Consider the following 19,890-nt stretch of genomic DNA (forward strand, 5'->3'; position numbering starts at 1 on the left):
GAAATGGCGACACCGATTTCCGTTTTGCGGATGATGTATTGACATGCGTACACCTGTCAGATATTGTTTACACATGAAAGCGAAGAACAAGCGCAGTGACGGCGACCAGCTGCTGGCCATGCTGGCGGCGCTCGACAATCCGCACCGGCTGCGCATCGTGGCGGCGCTGGCCGAGGGCGGGCGCAACTACGTGAGCCAGCTGGCGCGCGAGCTGGGCATCAGCCGCCCGCTGCTGCACCTGCACCTGCAGAAGCTGGAGGATGCGGGCCTGGTGCGCAGCCAGATGGAGCTGTCCGCGGACGGCAAGGCATTGAATTTTTTCGACGTGGCGCCGTTCGATTTCACGCTCACGCCGGCTGCGGTGGCGCTGGCGGTAAGGTCTATGAGCGATCCCGAGCGAACCTGAGCAACCTTAAAAGTAGAGGTATCCGATGTCCGAACAAGTGTTCCTGCTGACGATTTCGCTGGTGCTGCTGGCGATCCTGCTGCTCTTCGGCATCCGTGCCTACAGCGCCGTGCAGCAGGCGAAGTACCGCGCGGCGGGCAATGCCGACACGGCGCATGCGCTGGCGTCCATCGATGCTTCGCTGGCCGACCTGCGGCAGCGCATCGCGGCGATCGAACAGATCCTCAAGCAAGTCGACTGATTTTCCATCCACCCCGGGAGAGTGCCATGACCGACGTATCGTTGTTCCGGCTGTACCTGTTACGTGCCGTGTACCTGCTGATCGGCGCCGGCTTGCTGGTGCAGGTGTGGCCAAGCATCCTGTCGGCCGAACCCGGGCAGGACCTGATGCAGGGCGTGGTCAACTGCATGCTGGGCGCGCTTTGCGTGCTGGCGCTGCTGGGCATCCGTTATCCGTTGCGCATGCTGCCGCTGCTGTTGTGGGAACTGGCGTGGAAGACGCTGTGGCTGGTGATGGTGGCGCTGCCGCAGTGGCGCGCCGGCACGATGGACGAGGGCACGGCGGCCACCGCGTTTGCCTGCCTGGTCGGCGTGGTCGTGCCGCTGGCGCTGCCGTGGCGCTACCTGTTCGAGCGCTACCTGCGCGCGCCGGGCGACCGCTGGCGCGGGCCCGCGGCGGCGGATCGGGTACAATAGCGCCCGAAGCAAGCCAGACAGCCGCTGGCCGGCGCAGCAATGCGTTGGCGGGAGGAAGGTCCGGACTCCACAGAGCGGGGTGACGGTTAACGGCCGTCCGCTGAAAGCCCTTCACGGGGTATAAGGCGAGGAATAGGGCCACAGAGACGAGCGTATTAAGTTACGGTGAAACGCGGTAACCTCCACCTGGTGCAATTTCAAATAGGCACGCGATGATGCTGCTCGCGGAGCGTGCGGGTAGAAAGCTTGAGCGGCGGAGTAATCCGTCGCCTAGAGGAATGGCTGTCATAGCACCGGCTTGCCGGTGCCGTAACAGAATCCGGCCTATCGGCTTGCTTCACTTGATTCGGTCATGAAGAATTACATCCTCGCCCTCGACCAGGGCACCACCAGCTCGCGCGCCATCCTGTTCGACCACGAAGGCCGCATCGGCGGCTGCGCCGCCCAGGAGTTCCCCCAGCATTTCCCCAGGCCCGGATGGGTCGAGCACGACGCCGGCGACATCTGGACCAGCCAGCTCGCCGTGGCGCGCCAGGTATTGCGCGAGGCGAACGTGCGCCCGTCGCAGATACGCGCAATCGGCATCGCCAACCAGCGCGAGACCACCGTGCTGTGGGAGCGTGCCACCGGCCGCCCGGTGGGCCCGGCGATCGTCTGGCAGGACCGCCGCACGGCCGACCAGTGCGACGCGCTGCGCGCCGCCGGCAAGGCGGCATCGATCCGCGACCGCACCGGCCTGGAACTGGACGCCTATTTTTCCGCCACCAAGCTGGCCTGGCTGCTCGAGCACGTGCCGGATGCCCGCGCCCGTGCCGAACGCGGCGAACTGTGCTTCGGCACCGTGGACAGCTGGCTCGTGTTCAACCTGTGCGGCGCCCACGTGACGGACGTGAGCAACGCGTCGCGCACGATGCTGTTCAATATCCACCTGATGCGCTGGGATGCCGACCTGCTGGCGCTGTTCGATATCCCGGAAGCGGTGTTGCCGGAGATCGTGTCGTCCAGCGGCGAGGTCGGTGCCACGCATGCTTCCCTGTTCGGCAGCCCGATCCCGGTGGCCGGTATCGCCGGGGACCAGCAGGCGGCCACGTTCGGCCAGGCCTGCCACGTGCCGGGCATGGTCAAGAACACCTACGGCACCGGTTGCTTCATGCTGATGCACGCGGGCGACCGCCCGGCGGTCTCGCACCAGCGGCTGCTGTCGACGGTGGGCTGGCGCCTCCACGACGGGCCCTGCTACCTGCTCGAAGGCAGCGTGTTCATGGGCGGCGCCACCGTGCAATGGCTGCGCGACGGCCTGGGTATTATCGAGAAATCGAGCGACGTGGAAGCGCTGGCCGCGTCGGTGCCCGACAGCGGCGGCGTGATACTGGTGCCGGCCTTCGTCGGCCTCGGCGCCCCGCACTGGGACCCGTACGCGCGCGGCACCATCGCCGGCCTCACGCGCGGCAGCACCGCCGCCCACATCGCCCGCGCGGCGGTGGAAGCGATCGCCTACCAGAGCGCGGAACTGCTGGCGGCAATGCAGCGCGACGCCGCCCAGCCGGTGCTGGAAGTGCGCGCCGACGGCGGCGCGGCCCGCAACGACATGCTGATGCAGTTCCAGGCCGACCTGCTGGGCGTGCCCGTGGTGCGCCCGCGCGTGACGGAAACCACCGCGCTCGGCGCCGCCTACCTGGCGGGACTGGCGGTGCATTTCTGGGCATCGAAGGAGGAAATCGCCGCCCAGTGGCAGTGCGAGCGGCGCTTCGAGCCGGGGATGCCGGAAGACCGGCGTACCGCTTTGCTGGCACGGTGGGGCAGGGCGGTGGAGCGGTCGCGCGGGTGGGAAGCGGATTGATTTTTTTCTTTTTCAGCCCCGGCCACTTGTCGGTACGGTGCTGATCAGGGCGGCGCCGCAGGTCGTCTTGTGGCCTTCGAACGCTACCGGCACGCCGTCGATCGTCACGTTGGGATCGCCTTCGGCAATGAGGCATACCGTGTGGCCGGGCAGGGGGCACAGGCAGCGGTCGCCCTTGCGCGCCACGGCGATGCCCATGACCTTGGTGTTCGGTGCCGCGGCGATGACGCGGCCGCCGTGGCTGGTGGGGTCGTTCAAGCGGATGACGCCTTTCATGATTGTCTCCTTTCCAGTTATTTCGAATAGCCCTGCATGCCCGGCTCGGCATCGTGGCGCAGGCCCCACCACATCAGATAAGCGTTGTTCTCGCCGCGGGCGCGGAACCACGGCTTGTCGTGGTCGATCGGCCTGACTTTGGCTGGAGCGACAACGACCACAGCGGTCGGTTTATCAAGTTCGGTCGTTCCGGCCACCAGGACGTTTTTGCCGATGTGGTTGGCATAGGCGATGCCCAGCGCAACGTTTGTCAATGCCGTGCCGGCACCCATCTCGCCCAGCAGAGCAGAGGTGTTGAACGACTGCTTCATGAAGTCGAATTCGACGATTTCCTTCGACATGATGTGCGCGAGGTTGCCGATGCGGTCCGACGAATCCGGATGCGTATTGTTGGCGTCGTGGATGACATAACCGATGTCGATTGCTTCCTTGCCAGCGTTGGCAACTGCCTTGTCGAGTGTGGCTTTCCATGCCTGGGCGACTCTAGGTGGGAGGTTGGATTTCTTCTCGAAGTCGGCAGCGTTATGGGTGGATGGGTAGCCGATCCACGCGAGTGCTTCTCGTTCCGTCTTGTAGTTTGGGCCAGCTAGGACGAGCAGGACCATATTTTCGTTGATTTGCTTGTCTTTCGGCCGGCTGGGGGCATCCCAGTTCATGACCCAAACAGTTTTGCTCCGATTGGATTGAAGGTAATCCAATGCGGACATTAGCGAAGTAAAACCAACATTAATATTGCCCAAGGTAACCTGGATATCTGGTGGAGTACTAACTGACCACGCTTTCGGGAAGTTCATATTGCCAATGTCGAACGCGTTGATCATGCAATCTCTCAACGCATTTTCTGCTTTTTCGGGAGAGATCTTCCCAGCGGGCAGAGCATATTCGATATGGATTCCCCCAAGTTCACGCCATGTTTTCTTATCGATGAGAGAGTGAGCATTGTAAAAATAAGTTGAACTCGAGAAGTATTTGTCACGCATTGGATATATGAGTTCGCTTACATATTTGGCATGATATCCTGCAAAACTTTCATTTCCCTCGATATCAGATGCTATGGATGAGACCGATTGAATCGTCGAATATTTTCCCGGGTTAATTTGTACCAAATCATCATTAGTGTTTGGCTTGGAAATTTTAAGCGCCCACAATAAATGCCATTCGGTAGGGTAGTCGCGGCGTTGGAGTGGATTCAGCCATTGCACTCCGACTACTTGTGCAGCGAATGGCTCCGAGGTGTGCATATTGCCGCTACCTTCGACTTGTGATGGCAGCGAGACTTGTGACAGACCACTCGCGCAGCCGGTTAGCGAAGCGAGTGCGGCAGTAACGATAGCGATAGGGAATTCAGCAAGATTCTTCATGGATGTCTACCCGTCTATTTTGAATAGCCTTGCATGCCTGGCTCGGCATCGTGGCGCAAGCCCCACCACATCAGGTATGCATTGTTTTCACCACGGGCGCGGAACCATGGTTTGTCGTGATCGATCGGCCTGACCTTCGCCGGTGGGACGACGACCACTGCGGTCGGCTTATCAAGTTCGGTGGTCCCGGCTACTAGCACGTTCTTGCCGACGTGATTAGCGTAGGCGATGCCCAGTGCGACATTCGTCAATGCCGTGCCGGCGCCCATTTCTCCCAGCAGCGCTGACGTATTGAACGACTGCTTCATGAAGTCGAATTCGACGATTTCCTTCGATGTGATGTGCGCGAGGTTGCCGATGCGGTCCGACGAGTCGGGATGCGTGTTGTTGGCGTCGTGGATGACGTAGCCGATGTCGATGGCTTCCTTGCCGGCGTTGGCAACTGCCTTGTCGAGTGTGGCTTTCCATGCCTGGACGACCCTGGGTGGAAGGTCGGATTTCTTCTCGAAGTCGGCGACGTTGTGAGTGGCTGGGTAGCCGACCCACGCGAGTGGTTCTCGCTCGGTTTTGTAGTTGGGGCCGGCTAGAACTAGCAGGACCATGTTTTCGTTGAGCTGATCGTCCTTTGGAGGAAAACTTGGTGCATCCCAATTCATTGCCCAGACCGTTTCGTCAGAGTGGGCTTGTAGGTAGTCGAGTGCGGCCGAAAGCGATGTAAATCCCGCGTTGGGCCCACCTGTTGTGACGCGCACTTCCGGTGGGGTCGCACGTGTCCACGCAGTAGGAAAATAAGTATTGCCGATCGCGAAGACTTCAATAAGTGCTTCTTGTGTGAATTTTTCGACCTCGGATGGATCGAGCTTAGTGGGCGGTATCGCATACTCGATATGGATGCCGGCGAGTTCACGCCAAGTCTTATTGTCTTTCAGCGAATGCGTATTATAAAAATAGGTGGGGTAAGAAAAATAACTTTGATGAAATGGTGTAATGAGAGCTTCAATATATTTGTGATGGAAGCCTTTGAACGTCTCTTTGCCGTTCACTCCACTAACAATCGAGCCGACAACTTGTAACGAAGAAAATCCTTTGGGGTCAGTGCGCACTATGTCATCGTTAATGTTTGACTTCGCCAGTCCTAGCGTCCATAGGAGCTGCCACTCGGTCGAATAATCACGCCGCTGCAATGGATTCAGCCATTGCACACCAACTACCTGTGCCATGTATGGCTTGGTTATTTCCGGGGTGCTATGCGATACCATAGGTTGAACAACTGTAGTTGATGTCATACTATTCGCACATGCAGTGAGTAGTACAAGCATTGCGATGGCAGCAAGGGCTGGCATAACGAGAAAGCGCTTCATCATTTCTCCGTTGGTCAGGGTGTCAAGTGGATTGTTCATCGCCAACTACGAATAATGCATGGTAAGAGCAGCGACTGCTACAAAAGTTACGGCTGCCCAGCATAATCTGCGAGTGCGCGTTGCAACTAATATCTGCATCATTAGTCTCCAGGGGGACGGTACGATGGCGGAGCTGGGTATTCGCGGCGGTCTTCAATTTTCGAAGGCAGGTTCCCCTCGCTGTCTGGGTCGTGGGCCCATTCAAAGATTGGCTTTTTATTCATCTGACCGGTCCGGAAATATGCGGTGAGAGGCTTTTGCGGGCTTGTGTCACCGATTCCCTGCCATAGTCGCCAATCTGCCTCGATCCTTAGCTGGTCAAGATCGGCCGCCGGAATTCTGCACATTCCAACGGCCACGTCATAAGCCAATGCCTTCTCCGCATGCATCGGGTTCGTCATGATGGTCGAATGGTCCGTAGCGTTGCTGTCGATGTTTTCGGTCAAGTAGCGCTTGATTTCCCTGGTACGCCAAACCTTGTAATCGTCATCGGCTGTTTCCGGTTTGTCCTCTGCGGTCACCGGTTCGCCCGGCTTCACCATCTTTTCGCGTCTAGCGAGCATGCGCAGACGCGCGTGATCTTCATAGCGCCGCGCACCTTCGCTGTCGCGGTTGCCTTTGGCGGCATCGGTGGACTCACGCTGGGGTTCACTCGTCCGTTGCTGTAAAGGCCGGTCTTCAACGTAGGGATCATTAGCATCCCGCACGCGATTGGCATCGCGATCTTGTCCGGGCGCATCGTAGTACTCGTCGAAGTCGCCAGACTTGCCAAAGCGTAGGCCTTCCGGTTCAAATGCCTCGGGCAATTCAGGAGCGTCAATGGGGATGGACCAGCTCTTATCGGGCGTCGCGTTAATGCACGCACCAAACATGGCCGCCGTTTCGGTAACGGGAACGATGACCGGGGCCGAGACGACAGTTAGAACTTTGCCATACCAGGTCTTGCTGGCACTCATGCCCTGAGAAAGCGAATATTTGACTTTTGGAGACGCTGGTATCCAGAATTCCTTGCTGCCGGATATTGCGTTCCTGTTGTGGCGGTCGTTCCAGAAGTGGTAGTTCTTCTTGATTCCTACCTTGAAGCCTTGAGCAAAGACGCGCTGGCTGAACACACCAGTGCCACCGGCCGCCATGATTTCCTCCTGGCTCATACCGCGCCATCCAATGCCTTGTATCGACGTGGCGGAGATGACTTGATCATGCGGGTTGCAGTACAACGTAATACGGCCGCAGGTACCCTGACGCGGGCCGTAGCCGCAGGCTTGCCGGTCGCTCGCCGTAGCCGCAGGCTTGCCGGTCGCTCGCCGTATCGAATCCATGCGCACGGTTCGCCATGCGCTTGTCTATATCCTCGGCTTTCTGTTGGTTCGATGCCGGTTCGCGAACAATGTCGAAGAAGGCGCGCAGCGTCTGAAACCGCGCTTGCGCCGTCTGCCGCCCGGTACCGCCATGGCGGTCTTTCATATGCAGTTCGCTCCAACTCTGGAGGCCATTCAACTTGAGCACGCTATATGGCGGATTGCACAATACATACGAGTCGGCCACGCAACGCCCCTCGATAGGTGCTATCCACTTGTTTCACTGATTTCCTCCTGGAAATGTCTCGCAGGAGATTGTTGAATCAGTTTGCTCTTCGTGAGTTGCGGTGACGCAATAGTCGGTCGTGCCCGGTTGACGTGCGCGGCTGAGGGCTGGGGTGCCGCCTGCTCTTTCAATCGATCCGATCGAGCGAGAAAATTCTTTTTTGCTGATGAGTACTTGCTTCGGCTGGAAGCCGCATGAAAGCATCAAGCATCGTTGCGCATGACTAGCAAGATGAAAGGAAGGGGTTGCGTATAATCGCGGGCATCAGGCTATACATGCATCGTGAAGTTGTCTATACATTTAATTTCTACGGAGAATCTTTTGTGATGTGTCAGTCTTTCATCAAAAGCTGCATTCGTTGCCTTATCCACACTCAATTTGCCCACCCCCGCTAGTACCCACTGCGCCCACAACGCAGACTGTATGCGGATACAGTGTCGGGAAACGGCGACACACCGACCCCTCAATTCCCTTTCTGCGGCCGACGTCAGCCCACCACGTGGGCGTTGTACTGGGGCAACATTATATTTTTCTCAAATTTTATTGTTTGCCACTTGGCAGTGTTTTGTGCTGCGCTGCAGATGAGGTAGCACATGCACTAAATAGCCTAGGTACCTGATTTGTCGACGTTTTCTGCCTTGAGACTGCTTGAACGATACGCGCTAAGTCCTTAATTTCATTAGTAAAAATCGGGTTTTACCGTTTGGAAATCGCTTGACCACTGTCGTGCCGACCTTTAAAGTGGGCACCTGTGTCAAAAAGTGCAGATTTGTGGGATACCGGGGCGGAAACGGCGCCACCCAAAACCAACAACAGATTTATCCAAACCAGGTTCTGAAGAGAAAGTACAGCCGTGTTCCAGGGCGCTTCCGCGATCACTCTCGATGCGAAAGGCAGGATGTCCATTCCCGCCAAGCATCGTGACGCACTGACGATCCAGTGCGAAGGTCGCCTCACGCTGACCAAGCACCCGGACGGCTGCCTGCTGATGTATCCGCGTCCCGTCTGGGAAGCCAAGCGCGACCAGATCGCGTCGTGGCCGATGTCGGCCCGCGGCTGGCAGCGCATCCTGCTGGGCAATGCCAGCGACGTGGAAATGGATGCCACCGGCCGCATCCTCGTGGCACCGGAACTGCGCGCCGCCGTCGGGCTGGGCCGCGAAGTGATCCTGTCCGGCATGCTGACGCACTTTGAAATCTGGGATCCGGCCAAGCGCGCCGAAAACGAGCAAGCCACGATCGACGTCGGCATGCCGGACACCTTGTCCGATTTCTCTTTCTAAAGGCCCGCAACATGACGAACACAGCGGTGCCAGAATTCCAGCATCGTACGGTGCTGTTGGACGAAGCGGTCGACGCGCTTGCCATTGCCGGCGCACGCGCCGACGGCATCTATGTCGACGGCACGTTCGGCCGCGGCGGCCACAGCCGCCTGCTGCTGTCGCGCCTTGGCGCGAACGGCCGCCTCGTCGCGTTCGACAAGGACCCGCAGGCGATCGCTACCGCGCAAACCATCGAAGACCCGCGCTTCACCATCGTGCACGACAGTTTCGCCACGATGGCGGCCGCTTTCGCCGAACGCGGCATTGGCCAGGTGGACGGCGTGCTGCTCGACCTGGGCATCTCGTCGCCGCAGGTCGACGACGCCGCGCGCGGCTTCTCATTCCGCAATGACGGGCCGCTCGACATGCGGATGGACACCACACGCGGCATCTCCGCGGTCGAATGGCTGGCCACGGAATCTGAACAGACTCTTGAAAAGGTGATCAGGGATTATGGGGAAGAACGGTTTGCTTTTCAGATTGCAAAGGCGATTGTTGCTCGCCGGGCAGTCGAACCAATTTCAAGCACACGACAGCTTGCCGGCATCGTGGCAGGCGCGGTCAAAACCCGGGAGAAGGGCAAGGATCCGGCCACAAGGACCTTTCAGGCTATCCGGATTTACATCAATCAAGAGCTTGAGGACCTCCAGGCAGGCTTGAAGCAGGCATACGACGCGCTGGCGCCGGGCGGCATCATGGCCGTCATCAGCTTCCATTCGCTGGAAGACCGCATCGTCAAGCGTTTCCTTGCCGAGCGCGCCAATGTGCCGCAGCCGGATCGCCGGCTGCCGATCCGCGCCGTCGACCTGCCGCAGCCGGAAGTCAAGCTGCTGGCCAAGATCAAGCCTTCCGACCGGGAAGTCGACGACAACCCGCGTGCCCGCTCGGCGGTGATGCGCGTGGCCATGCGGCTCCCGGGAACGACTTCCAGACACGAGAGGCCGGCATGAGCGGCAAGCTCGCCGCCGTGCTGGCCGCGCTGCTGGTGGGCTGCGCGCTGTCGCTCGTTAACGCGCAATACCAGGCGCGCCACCTGTTCATCGAGCTGGAACGGGCGCAGTCCAGGGCGCGCCAGCTCGACATCGAATGGGCGCAGCTGCAGCTGGACCAGTCCACGCTGGGCAAGCACGCCCGCATCGAGGATATCGCGCACCGCGACCTGGGCATGACCCAGCTGACGCCGGCGCGCACGCAATACCTGACGGAGGGCGAGGAATGAGCCGCTCGAACGCCGCAAGCTCCCGCGTGGCCGCCTCGAAAGGCGTGTCGTTCTCGAAGAGCCCCGTGCTCGCCGTGCGGCTGCCCACCTGGCGTTCGCGCGTGGTGCTGTTCGTGCTGTTCGCCGCGTTTGCCGCGCTGGCGGTGCGGGCGCTGTGGCTGCAAGGCCTGTCCACCCAGTTCCTGCAGAGGCAGGGCGAAATCCGCTACGCGCGCACCATCGAGCTGCCCGCCACGCGCGGCAAGATCATGGACCGCAACGGCCAGGTGCTGGCATCGTCGGTTCCCGTCAAGGCCATCTGGGCGATTCCGGACGACGTGCTGCAGGCGCCGCCGGAAAAGCTGCGCGCACTGGCCGGCCTGCTCGACATGAGCGAGGCCGAGCTGCGCAAGAAACTCGACTCCGACCGCAACTTCGTTTACCTGAAGCGGCAGGTCGAGCAGGACGTGGCCGACCAGATCGCCAAGCTGAAGATCGACGGCATCGACACCCGCAAGGAATACAAGCGCTTCTACCCGCAGGGCGAAGTGATGACGCACGTGGTGGGCTTCACCAACGTGGAAGACGTGGGCCAGGAATCGATGGAGCTGGCGCACCAGAAAACGCTGGTGGGCCAGCCCGGCACGCGCCGCGTGATCAAGGATCGCCTGGGCCACATCGTCGAGGATATCGGCGCCAAGCACGAACCGCACGACGGCAAGGACCTGGTGCTGTCGGTCGATTCGAAGATCCAGTACATCGCGTTCACGCAGCTGAAGGCCGCGGTCGAGAAATTCGCCGCCAAGGCCGGCGCCGCCGTGGTGCTGGACGTGCACACCGGCGAAGTGCTGGCGCTGGCGAACTACCCCAGCTACGATCCGAACGACCGCCGCAAACTGACCGGCGCGCAGTTGCGCAACCGGGTGATGACCGACTCGTTCGAGCCGGGTTCGACGCTGAAGTCGATCACCGTGGCGCTGGCGCTGGACAAGGGCGTGGTCACGCCGTACACCCACATCGACACCGGCAACGGCCGCCTGACGATCAAGGACCGCACGATCAGCGACACCAAGCCGCACCACGTGATCACCGTGCAGCAGGTCATGGAGATGTCGTCCAATATCGGCACGTCGAAGATCGCGCTGTCGATGCCGCCGCAGGACATGTGGGAAATGTTTACCAAGGTCGGTTTCGGCCAGCAGCCGAAGTGGGGCTTCCCCGGCGCCGTTGCCGGCCGCGTGCGTCCATACAAGAACTGGCGCCCGATCGAACAGGCCACGATGAGCTACGGGAACGGCATTTCGGTATCGCTGATCCAGCTGGCCCGCTCGTACCTGATGTTTGCCCGCGACGGCGACACGATTCCCCTCACTTTCCAGAAAAGCCACGAGCTGCCGCAGGGCCAGCAGATCATCAAGCCGCAGACCGCGCGCCAGATGCGCGAGATGCTTGAAATGGTCGTCACCGGCAAGGACGGTACCGCCAAGCAGGCGCAGATCCCGGGCTACCGCGTGGGCGGCAAGACGGGTACCGCCTACAAGGTGGAGAACGGCCGCTACCCGATCCCGCGCAAGTACATCGGCTCCTTCGTGGGCATCGTGCCGCTGTCGGCACCGCGCTTCGTGATCGCGGTGATGATCGACGAGCCGACCCAGGGCGGCCGTTTCGGCGGCCAGGTGGCCGCACCCACGTTTGCCAAGGTCGCGGAAAACGCGCTGCGCGCCATGAACGTGCCTCCCGATTCCACCGTGACGGAAATCGTGGCTCCGACGAACAACGACGGGGAGGCCATGTAATGACGAACATGAATAAAAACGACGACATCGACAAGATCGGTAACTGGATCAGGGAAGCGGCGCCGAACGGCCAGCTGGCTTCGGACTCGCGCCGCATCCGGCCGGGTGACATATTCTTCGCCTACCCGGGCGACGCCGGCGACGGCCGCAACTTCATCGAGCGGGCCATCGAGCAGGGCGCCGCGGCCGTGCTGTACGACCCGCAGGGATTCGCCTGGAATGAGGAATGGCGCGTGGCCGGCCTGCCGGTGGCAAACCTGAAGCAGCAGGCCGGTCCGATCGCGCATGCCGTGTACGGCATGCCGGACGCAGGCATGTTCACGGTCGGCATCACGGGCACCAACGGCAAGACGTCGTCGGCCGTGTGGCTGGGCCATGCACTGTCGCGCGCCGGCGAAACCGCGGCCGTCATCGGCACGCTGGGCGTAGGCCTGTTCCATGGGCGCACCGAGCCCGAATTCACAGCCACCGGCTACACCACGCCGGACCAGGTGCTGCTGGCCCGCACGCTGGACGAATGCCGCGCCGCCGGCGCCCGCGCGCTGGCGATCGAGGTGTCGTCGATCGGCCTGGAGCAGGGCCGCGTGGCGGGCATGCATTTCGACGTGGCGCTGTTTACGAACCTGACGCGCGACCACCTCGATTTTCATGGTTCGATGGAAGCCTACGAAGCGGCCAAGCAGAAGCTGTTTGCCTGGCCCGGCCTGAAGGCCGCCGTGATCAACCTGGACGATCCGGCCGGCGTGCGGATGGCCTCGCAGGTGAGGGATGCCAAGGTGATCGGCTACACCTTGAGGAGCGAGGCCGAGGTTGCCGGCGCGGCTGCGCAGGTGCCAGGCATGGCGCTGCTGCGCGCCAGCCAGGTCAGGAGTCGCAGTGCCGGCACCGAGTTCCACCTCGATTCGCCGTATGGCGCCGCGCAGGTGAAGACACGGCTGGTGGGCGCGTTCAACGTCAGCAACGCGCTGGGCGTGCTTGGTGCGCTGCTGGCGAAGGGCATGCCACTGCGCGCCGCCGTCGATGCGATCGAAGCGTTGACGCCGGCGCCGGGCCGCATGCAGCTGGTCGGCGGCAACGATGCGCCGATGGTCGTCATCGATTACGCCCACACGCCCGATGCGCTGGAAAAAACCATCGAGGCACTGCGCCCGGTGGCCACCGACCGCGGCGGCCAGCTGTGGTGCGTGTTTGGCTGCGGCGGCGACCGCGACCCGGGCAAGCGCCCGCAGATGGGCCGCATCGCGCAGGCGGCGGACCACGTGCTGGTGACCAGCGACAATCCGCGCAGCGAAGATCCGCACGCGATCATCGCGCAGATCGTGGCAGGCATGGATGCCGCCCGTCCCGCGCAGGCGATCGAGGACCGTGCCGCCGCGATCCTTTCCGCCGTCAAGCACGCGGCGAAGAACGACGTGATCCTGGTGGCCGGCAAGGGCCATGAACCGTACCAGGAAATCAAGGGCAAGAAACTGCCGTTCTCCGATGCCGACCACGCCCAGCTGGCGCTGACGGCCCGATTGACGATGATGAGGTCGAACTGATGCGCGCCACGTTGCACGAGATTCTTGGCGCGCTCTCCGGTGCGCGCCTGCAGGGAGCGTCCGGCTCCGAAACGATCGCTTTCGACGGCGTGTCGACCGATAGCCGCACGGTGGCGCCGGGCGCCCTGTTCGTCGCGCTGCGCGGCGAGCATTTCGACGCCCATGATTTCCTGCCCCAGGTGGCGCACAACGCGGCCGCCGTCGTCGTCGAGAGCGTGCCGGAAGGCTGGACTTCGCCGGCAATCGTGGTTCCCGATACGCTGGCCGCATTGGGCCAGATCGCCAGCTGGTGGCGCAGCCAGTTCGACCTGCCGGTGATCGGCGTCACCGGCAGCAACGGCAAGACCACGGTCAAGGAAATGATCGCCGCCATCCTGGCCGCCGCGCATGGCGAGGAAGACCGGCTGGCGACGCGCGGCAACCTGAATAACGAGATCGGCGTGCCGCTCACGCTGTTCCGGCTGGCACCGCATCATTCTTCCGCCGTGATCGAACTGGGCATGAACCACCCGGGCGAGATCGGCCGCCTGGCGCGCATCGCCGCGCCGACCATCGCCCTGGTCAACAATGCCCAGCGCGAGCACCAGGAATTCATGCACACCGTGGAAGCGGTGGCGCGCGAAAACGGCTCCGCGCTGGCCGCGCTGCCAGCCGACGGTACGGCGGTGTTCCCGTCGCACGACGAATTCACGCCGATCTGGCGCGAGCTTGCCGGCAGCCGCCGCACGATCACCTTCGGCCTGACCAAGGAGGCCGATGTGAGCTGCACGTTCCGCCCGGCGGATTTCGGCAACCAGATGTTCGTGTCGATCCGCTGCAGTGATGGCGAACTGGTCCAGTTCTATGCCGCCCTGCAGGCAGCCGGCGAGCACAACGTGCGCAACGCGCTGGCCGCCATCGCCTGCACGGCCGCAGCCGGCATTTCGTTCGACCGCGTCAAGGCGGGGCTCGAGACCTTCGCGCCGGTCAGCGGCCGCCTGCAGCGCAAGCGGGCCGCCAATGGCGCCATCGTCATCGACGATACGTACAACGCAAACCCCGACTCGGTACGCGCCGCGATCGACGTGCTGGCGAACAGCCCGGCGCCGCGCGTGCTGGTGCTGGGCGACATGGGCGAAGTGGGAACGCAGGGAAAGGAATTCCACGAAGAGATCGCCGCCTATGCGGCACAGAAGGGCATCGAACAGGTGCTCGTGACGGGCGAACTGGCCAGGCATATGAGCATGCCGGGCGCCGGCGCGGCCCGTCATTTCGAACAGTTCGACGCATTGCTCGCGGCAGTCGACGCGGCAGTCACGCCGGACACCACGGTGTTGATCAAGGGCTCCCGTTTCATGAAGATGGAGCGGGTCGTGCAGCATTTGATTGGATCGCAACAAGCTAACAAGGAAACCCACTGATCATGCTGCTTTGGCTCGCACAGTACCTGCAGGACGATATCGGCGCCTTCCGCGTCTTCACCTTCATTACATTCCGCGCCGTGTTCGCCACGATCACGGCGCTGGTGATCGGCCTCGTCGCCGGTCCCGCCGTGATCCGCAAGCTGACCGCGATGAAGTACGGCCAGGCCGTGCGCACCGACGGCCCGCAGACGCACCTGAAAAAACACGGCACGCCGACCATGGGCGGCGTGCTGATCCTGATTTCGATCGGCGTTTCCACGCTGCTGTGGTGCGACTGGTCGAACCGGCTGATCTGGCCGGTCATCGTCGTCACGCTGGGTTTCGGCGCGGTGGGCTGGGTGGACGACTATCGCAAGGTGGTCAACCAGGACCCGGAGGGCATGCGCTCGGCCGAAAAATATTTCTGGCAGTCGCTGGTCGGCGTGGCCGCCGCGCTGTACCTGGCGTTCTCCGTGTCGGCGCCGACGCCGGCCGAAGTGTTCAAGCTGTTCTTCAACTGGGTGCAGTCCGGCTTTTCGATGGACCTGCCGCCGAAGGCCGACCTGATCGTGCCGTTCTTCAAGACGATCAGCTATCCGCTAGGCGTGTGGGGCTTCATCGCGCTGACCTATTGCGTGATCGTGGGTTCGTCGAACGCCGTCAATTTCACGGATGGCCTGGACGGTCTCGCCATCATGCCGACCGTGATGGTCGGCTCCGCGCTCGGCCTGTTCGCCTACCTGACCGGCAGTGCCACCTATTCGAAGTACCTGTTTATCCCGCACATTCCCGGCGCGGGCGAACTGATCATCTTTGTCGGCGCGATGGCCGGCGCGGGCCTGGCCTTCCTCTGGTATAACACGCACCCCGCGCAGGTCTTCATGGGCGACGTCGGCGCGCTGGCACTGGGCGGCGCGCTGGGCACCATCGCCGTCATCGTGCGCCAGGAAATCGTGCTGTTCATCATGGGCGGCATCTTCGTTGCCGAAACGGTGTCCGTGATCATCCAGGTGGGCTGGTTCAAATATACGAAGAAGCGCTATGGCCAGGGCCGCCGCGTATTCCTGATGGCGCCGCTGCACCACCACTTCGAACAAAAGGGCTGGAAGGAAACCCAGGTCGTGGTGCGCTTCTGGATCGTGACCATGATGCTGGTGCTGGTGGGTCTTTCGACCCTGAAACTGCGATAACGGGCGACGAGCGACGATGATCTACAACGGCAAAATCGCGTTGGTGCTGGGCCTTGGCGAATCGGGCCTGGCGATGGCGCAGTGGCTGGCCCGCTGCGGCGCGCTGCTGCGTGTGGCCGATACGCGCGCCGTGCCGGACCGCCTGCCGGCGCTGCGCGAAACGGTGCCCGGCACGCAATTCATCTCCGGACCGTTCGATGCCGCGCTGCTGGACGGCGTGGACTTCGTTGCCGTGAGCCCCGGCCTGGCGCCGAACCGCGAACTGTCGCAAATTTTGCCGGCCGCGCAGCAGAAGAACATCCCGGTCTGGGGCGAAATCGAACTGTTCGCCCAGGCGCTGGCGTGGCTGGAGACCGACCGCGGCTATGCGCCGAAGGTCATCGCGATCACGGGTACCAATGGCAAGACCACCGTCACCACCCTGACCGGCCAGCTGTGCGAGCGTGCCGGCCTGTCGGTGAAGGTGGCCGGCAACATCAGCCCGGCCGCGCTGGACGTGCTGCGCGAAGCGATGGATGCCGCGCAGCCGGAAGCTCAGTTACATGATTCGCTGCCGCAGGCCTGGGTGCTGGAGCTGTCCAGTTTCCAGCTGCACACCACGTACTCGCTACGCGCCGATGCCGCCACGGTGCTGAACCTGACGCAGGATCACCTCGACTGGCACGGCAGCATGGAAGCCTATGCCGCCGACAAGGCGCGCATCTTCGGCGAGCGCACCGTGCGCGTGCTCAATCGCGACGACGCCTGGACCATGCGGATGGCGAATCCGGTCGGCACCAATGTCACCTTCGGCACCGGCGAGCCCGAAGGCGTGAATACCTTTGGCCTCGTCAACGAACGGGGCGTGTGGTGGCTGGCCACCGCGGAGCCGACCGACGATGCCGAGCCGGCGAAGAAACGCCGCAAGAACGAGCCGGTGCCGGCGGTCGAGACGTACGCGAAAAAACTGATGCCGGCGGACGCGCTGCAGATCCGCGGCACGCACAACGCCACCAACGCGCTGGCCGCGCTGGCGCTGTGCCGCGCGATCGGGCTGCCTTTCGCGCCGCTGCTGCATGGCCTGCGCGACTATCGCGGCCAGCCGCACCGTGTGGAACTGGTAGCCTCGATCAACGGCGTCGACTTCTACGACGACAGCAAGGGCACCAACGTGGGCGCCACCGTGGCCGCCATCGACGGCCTCGGCAAGAGCTTCGGCGGCGAGGCGCAGAAGATCGTGCTGATCGCCGGCGGCGACGGCAAGGGCCAGGAATTCGATCCGCTGGCAGGTCCCGTGTCGCGCTACGTGCGCGCCGTGGTGCTGATCGGCCGCGACGCGCCGGCCATCCGCGCGGCGCTGGCGGGAACCGGCGTGCGGCTGGAAGACTTCGCCACGCTGGAAGAGGCTACCCGGGCCGCTGCCGCGGCGGCGCTCAGCGGCGATTCCGTGCTGCTGTCGCCCGCCTGCGCCAGCCTGGACATGTTCAAGAACTACGCGCATCGCGCCCAGGTGTTCATCGACACCGTGCGCGACATCGCGCTCGACGCGGGACAGGAGATCTGATGGCCTTCCAGCTGCCATTCAAGTTCTCCGGCAGTGGCTCGATCACGCCGATCGACATCCGCGCGCGCCAGTCGCGGATGATGGAGTACGACAAGCCGCTGCTGTGGGTGATCATCCTGCTGCTGCTGCTCGGCATGGTGATGGTGTATTCGGCGTCGATCGCGCTGCCCGACTCGCGCAAGTACGCCTCGTATGACAATGCCTATTTCCTGACGCGCCAGGCCACGTTCATCGCGATCTCCTCGGTGGTGGCGTTTGTCGCGTTCCGCATTCCCGTCGCCACCTGGCAGCGCTGGGCGCCTTACCTGTTCCTCGGCACGATGTTCCTGCTGTTGCTGGTGCTGATCCCCGGCGTGGGCGTGGTGGTGAACGGCGGCCGGCGCTGGCTGTCGCTGAAGATCTACAACCTGCAGCCTTCCGAGCTGATGAAGCTGTTCATCGTGCTGTACGCCGCCGACTACACGGTGCGCAAGCAGGAATACATGCACAAGCTGACCAAGGGCTTCCTGCCGATGGCGCTGGCGGTCAGCGTGGTCGGCCTGCTGCTGCTGCTCGAGCCCGACCTGGGCGCGTTCGGCGTGATCGTCTGCATCGCCATGGGCATCCTGTTCCTTGGCGGCGTGAACGCGATCTGGTTCGGCGGCATCGCCGGCATGCTGGTCACGGTGTTCGTGTCGATCATCGCGCTGTCGAAATTCAGGCGCGAGCGCTTCTTCGCCTACCTGAACCCGTGGGACGAAGCCAATGCGCTGGACAAGGGCTACCAGCTGACGCACTCGCTGATCGCCTTCGGCCGCGGCGAGATCTTCGGCGTGGGCCTGGGCGGCAGCGTGGAAAAGCTGCACTACCTGCCGGAAGCGCATACCGACTTCCTGCTGGCCGTGATCGGCGAGGAACTGGGACTGATCGGCGTGCTCGCTGTCATCGGAATGTTCTACTGGATCGTTAAACGCGCTTTCGAGATCGGCCGCCAGGCGATCGCCATCGACCAGACCTTCGCCGGCCTGGTCGCCAAGGGCATCGGCATCTGGATCGGCATCCAGACATTCATCAACATGGGAGTTAACCTGGGGCTGCTGCCCACCAAGGGATTGACGTTGCCGCTGATGAGCTATGGCGGCACGGGCGTGCTGGTGAACTGCCTCGGCCTGGCGATCCTGCTGCGCATCGACTACGAGAACCGGGTGCTGATGCGGGGAGGCCGCACATGACGACGCCGGCAGGTACCCCATCAGGCACGACGATGAACACACCAATGAAGAAGCTCGTGATCATGGCGGCCGGCACCGGCGGCCACATCTTCCCCGGCCTGGCGATCGCGCAGACGATGCGCGCGCGCGGCTGGGAAGTGTCGTGGCTGGGCACGTCGCATGGCATGGAGGGCGACCTGGTGCCGAAGTCGGGCGTGGCGATGGACACCATCCATTTTTCCGGCATGCGCGGCAAGGGCCTGGGCCACACGGTCTCCGGCGGCCTGAAGATGCTGAAGGCATTCCGGGATTGCTACGGAATACTGAAGCGCCGGAATCCGGGCGTGGTGCTGGGCATGGGCGGCTACGTGACCGTGCCGGGCGGGATGATGACGAAGCTGCGCGGCGTGCCGCTGGTGCTCGTCAATGCCGACGCGGCGCTGCTGCTGTCGAACAAGACGCTGGCGCCGGTCGCCTCGAAGGTGTGCTTCGGTTTCCCGGCCGACTTCGGCCGCGCGGCCGGCAAGGCCGTCGTCACGGGCAACCCGGTGCGCAAGGAAATCCTCGCGCTGCCGGCACCCGAAGTGCGCTTCGCCGGCCGCGAGGGGCCGCTGCGCATCCTCGTCGTCGGCGGCAGCCTGGGGGCGAAGGCGCTGAACGATGCGCTGCCGGCCGCCCTGGCCCTGCTGCCGGAAGGCGAACGTCCGCTGGTCACGCACCAGTCGGGCAAGAAGAACATCGATGCGCTGCGCGCCGGCTATGCGCAGGCGGGCGTGCAGGCCAGCGTGGTCGACTTCATCGACGACATGGCCAGCGCCTATGCGCTGGCGGACGTGGTGATCTGCCGCGCCGGCGCCATCACCGTGTCGGAACTGACGGCGGCCGGCGTGGCCAGCGTACTGGTGCCGCTGGTGGCGTCGACCACCAGCCACCAGCGCGACAACGCGCAATGGATGGCGAAGCAGAATGCGGCGATCCACATGCCGCAGACCGAACTGACCGCGCAGGCCATGGCAACGCTGCTGCAGACGCTGACGCGCAATGCCTGCCGCGGCATGGCCGTGGCGGCGCACGCGGTGGGCAAGCGCGACGCGAACGAAGCGATCGCGAACGTACTCGAACAATTGGCATAACCGGCACGACTGGCTTAATCGACATTACCGACC

At 62.8% G+C, this 19,890-nt stretch carries 18 protein-coding genes, 1 other RNA gene and 2 pseudogenes; 15 read left to right on the forward strand and 6 right to left on the reverse strand.

Annotation, left to right across the window (positions count from 1 at the left end; translation table 11 throughout):
• Nucleotides 1–73: 73 nt before the first annotated feature.
• From FHS02_RS27430 to glpK, 5 genes are all read left to right on the forward strand, one after another.
• Nucleotides 74–406: an ArsR/SmtB family transcription factor gene (locus FHS02_RS27430; RefSeq protein WP_137316210.1), complete on the forward strand. Its 333-nt coding sequence runs from the start codon at nt 74–76 to the stop codon at nt 404–406.
• Nucleotides 407–431: 25 nt separating this feature from the next.
• Entirely contained in the window at nt 432–647 is a 216-nt protein-coding gene (locus FHS02_RS27435; RefSeq protein WP_137316211.1) for a hypothetical protein, read from the forward strand.
• A 26-nt stretch (nt 648–673) separates the two neighbouring features.
• Entirely contained in the window at nt 674–1,102 is a 429-nt protein-coding gene (locus tag FHS02_RS27440) for a hypothetical protein (RefSeq protein WP_137316212.1), read from the forward strand.
• Nucleotides 1,103–1,107: 5 nt separating this feature from the next.
• Nucleotides 1,108–1,445: RNase P RNA component class A (rnpB, locus tag FHS02_RS27445), an RNA gene on the forward strand.
• 9 nt (nt 1,446–1,454) lie between these two features.
• A complete protein-coding gene (glpK, locus tag FHS02_RS27450) occupies nt 1,455–2,942 on the forward strand; it encodes a glycerol kinase GlpK (protein ID WP_137316213.1) in 1,488 nt (495 codons plus the stop codon).
• A 12-nt stretch (nt 2,943–2,954) separates the two neighbouring features.
• Here glpK and FHS02_RS27455 read toward each other — a convergent pair whose 3' ends face one another.
• The 6 genes and pseudogenes from FHS02_RS27455 to FHS02_RS32205 all read right to left on the reverse strand — a co-directional run.
• On the reverse strand, nt 2,955–3,218 hold the full coding sequence (locus FHS02_RS27455) for a PAAR domain-containing protein (protein WP_137316214.1): 264 nt from the start codon (nt 3,216–3,218) through the stop codon (nt 2,955–2,957).
• 17 nt (nt 3,219–3,235) lie between these two features.
• Nucleotides 3,236–4,579, reverse strand: a complete 1,344-nt coding sequence (locus FHS02_RS27460) for a hypothetical protein (protein ID WP_229422353.1) — start codon at nt 4,577–4,579, stop codon at nt 3,236–3,238.
• Between the two features lie 14 nt (nt 4,580–4,593).
• A complete protein-coding gene (locus FHS02_RS27465) occupies nt 4,594–5,979 on the reverse strand; it encodes a hypothetical protein (protein WP_137316215.1) in 1,386 nt (461 codons plus the stop codon).
• 101 nt (nt 5,980–6,080) lie between these two features.
• On the reverse strand, nt 6,081–7,130 hold the full coding sequence (locus FHS02_RS27470; RefSeq protein ID WP_137316216.1) for a hypothetical protein: 1,050 nt from the start codon (nt 7,128–7,130) through the stop codon (nt 6,081–6,083).
• 39 nt (nt 7,131–7,169) lie between these two features.
• Nucleotides 7,170–7,298: pseudogene (locus FHS02_RS32200) on the reverse strand (hypothetical protein); the annotation flags it as partial.
• Nucleotides 7,291–7,524 (reverse strand): annotated as a pseudogene (locus FHS02_RS32205) (T6SS effector phospholipase Tle3 domain-containing protein); the annotation flags it as partial. The pseudogenes FHS02_RS32200 and FHS02_RS32205, both read right to left, overlap by 8 nt.
• Before the next feature lie 892 nt (nt 7,525–8,416).
• On the opposite strand from FHS02_RS32205, the gene mraZ reads away from it, so the two are divergent.
• From mraZ to murG, 10 genes are read left to right on the forward strand one after another with little or no spacing between them, the layout of a single operon-like run.
• On the forward strand, nt 8,417–8,845 hold the full coding sequence (gene mraZ, locus FHS02_RS27480; protein ID WP_137316218.1) for a division/cell wall cluster transcriptional repressor MraZ: 429 nt from the start codon (nt 8,417–8,419) through the stop codon (nt 8,843–8,845).
• 11 nt (nt 8,846–8,856) lie between these two features.
• Nucleotides 8,857–9,834, forward strand: coding sequence for a 16S rRNA (cytosine(1402)-N(4))-methyltransferase RsmH (gene rsmH, locus FHS02_RS27485; RefSeq protein ID WP_137316219.1), 978 nt, complete (start codon nt 8,857–8,859; stop codon nt 9,832–9,834).
• The gene (gene ftsL, locus FHS02_RS27490; protein WP_137316220.1) at nt 9,831–10,103 is read left to right on the forward strand and encodes a cell division protein FtsL; all 273 of its coding nucleotides are present in this window, start codon (nt 9,831–9,833) and stop codon (nt 10,101–10,103) included. Before rsmH ends, ftsL begins: the two co-directional genes overlap by 4 nt.
• Nucleotides 10,100–11,878, forward strand: coding sequence for a peptidoglycan D,D-transpeptidase FtsI family protein (locus tag FHS02_RS27495; protein ID WP_137316221.1), 1,779 nt, complete (start codon nt 10,100–10,102; stop codon nt 11,876–11,878). Before ftsL ends, FHS02_RS27495 begins: the two co-directional genes overlap by 4 nt.
• Before the next feature lie 8 nt (nt 11,879–11,886).
• Entirely contained in the window at nt 11,887–13,419 is a 1,533-nt protein-coding gene (locus tag FHS02_RS27500) for a UDP-N-acetylmuramoyl-L-alanyl-D-glutamate--2,6-diaminopimelate ligase (protein WP_371870592.1), read from the forward strand.
• Nucleotides 13,419–14,819, forward strand: a complete 1,401-nt coding sequence (locus FHS02_RS27505) for a UDP-N-acetylmuramoyl-tripeptide--D-alanyl-D-alanine ligase (RefSeq protein ID WP_137316223.1) — start codon at nt 13,419–13,421, stop codon at nt 14,817–14,819. The genes FHS02_RS27500 and FHS02_RS27505 overlap by 1 nt, the downstream gene beginning before the upstream one ends.
• Before the next feature lie 2 nt (nt 14,820–14,821).
• A complete protein-coding gene (gene mraY / locus FHS02_RS27510; RefSeq protein ID WP_137316224.1) occupies nt 14,822–15,991 on the forward strand; it encodes a phospho-N-acetylmuramoyl-pentapeptide-transferase in 1,170 nt (389 codons plus the stop codon).
• Between the two features lie 16 nt (nt 15,992–16,007).
• Entirely contained in the window at nt 16,008–17,534 is a 1,527-nt protein-coding gene (gene murD, locus FHS02_RS27515) for a UDP-N-acetylmuramoyl-L-alanine--D-glutamate ligase (protein WP_137316225.1), read from the forward strand.
• Nucleotides 17,534–18,745 (forward strand): putative lipid II flippase FtsW, encoded by a 1,212-nt coding sequence (ftsW, locus tag FHS02_RS27520; RefSeq protein ID WP_137316226.1) that lies wholly within the window; start codon nt 17,534–17,536, stop codon nt 18,743–18,745. The genes murD and ftsW overlap by 1 nt, the downstream gene beginning before the upstream one ends.
• Nucleotides 18,746–18,789: 44 nt before the next feature.
• Nucleotides 18,790–19,857, forward strand: coding sequence for an undecaprenyldiphospho-muramoylpentapeptide beta-N-acetylglucosaminyltransferase (gene murG, locus FHS02_RS27525; protein ID WP_137317676.1), 1,068 nt, complete (start codon nt 18,790–18,792; stop codon nt 19,855–19,857).
• Nucleotides 19,858–19,890 lie beyond the last annotated feature (33 nt).

Source organism: Pseudoduganella umbonata, assembly GCF_014192225.1.
GTDB classification, from domain to species: Bacteria; Pseudomonadota; Gammaproteobacteria; order Burkholderiales; family Burkholderiaceae_D; genus Rugamonas; species Rugamonas umbonata.

Coding starts and splice junctions, on each gene's coding strand:
- FHS02_RS27470 (WP_137316216.1), bottom strand. CDS start 7,130: ATGAGCCAGGAGGAAATCATGGCGGCCGGTGGCACTGGTGTGTTCAGC.
- FHS02_RS27455 (WP_137316214.1), bottom strand. CDS start 3,218: ATGAAAGGCGTCATCCGCTTGAACGACCCCACCAGCCACGGCGGCCGC.
- FHS02_RS27500 (WP_371870592.1), top strand. CDS start 11,887: ATGAATAAAAACGACGACATCGACAAGATCGGTAACTGGATCAGGGAA.
- mraY (WP_137316224.1), top strand. CDS start 14,822: ATGCTGCTTTGGCTCGCACAGTACCTGCAGGACGATATCGGCGCCTTC.
- FHS02_RS27440 (WP_137316212.1), top strand. CDS start 674: ATGACCGACGTATCGTTGTTCCGGCTGTACCTGTTACGTGCCGTGTAC.
- FHS02_RS27430 (WP_137316210.1), top strand. CDS start 74: ATGAAAGCGAAGAACAAGCGCAGTGACGGCGACCAGCTGCTGGCCATG.
- FHS02_RS27505 (WP_137316223.1), top strand. CDS start 13,419: ATGCGCGCCACGTTGCACGAGATTCTTGGCGCGCTCTCCGGTGCGCGC.
- FHS02_RS27465 (WP_137316215.1), bottom strand. CDS start 5,979: ATGAACAATCCACTTGACACCCTGACCAACGGAGAAATGATGAAGCGC.
- FHS02_RS27460 (WP_229422353.1), bottom strand. CDS start 4,579: ATGAAGAATCTTGCTGAATTCCCTATCGCTATCGTTACTGCCGCACTC.
- ftsL (WP_137316220.1), top strand. CDS start 9,831: ATGAGCGGCAAGCTCGCCGCCGTGCTGGCCGCGCTGCTGGTGGGCTGC.
- murG (WP_137317676.1), top strand. CDS start 18,790: ATGAAGAAGCTCGTGATCATGGCGGCCGGCACCGGCGGCCACATCTTC.
- glpK (WP_137316213.1), top strand. CDS start 1,455: ATGAAGAATTACATCCTCGCCCTCGACCAGGGCACCACCAGCTCGCGC.
- FHS02_RS27495 (WP_137316221.1), top strand. CDS start 10,100: ATGAGCCGCTCGAACGCCGCAAGCTCCCGCGTGGCCGCCTCGAAAGGC.
- FHS02_RS27435 (WP_137316211.1), top strand. CDS start 432: ATGTCCGAACAAGTGTTCCTGCTGACGATTTCGCTGGTGCTGCTGGCG.
- murD (WP_137316225.1), top strand. CDS start 16,008: ATGATCTACAACGGCAAAATCGCGTTGGTGCTGGGCCTTGGCGAATCG.
- rsmH (WP_137316219.1), top strand. CDS start 8,857: ATGACGAACACAGCGGTGCCAGAATTCCAGCATCGTACGGTGCTGTTG.
- ftsW (WP_137316226.1), top strand. CDS start 17,534: ATGGCCTTCCAGCTGCCATTCAAGTTCTCCGGCAGTGGCTCGATCACG.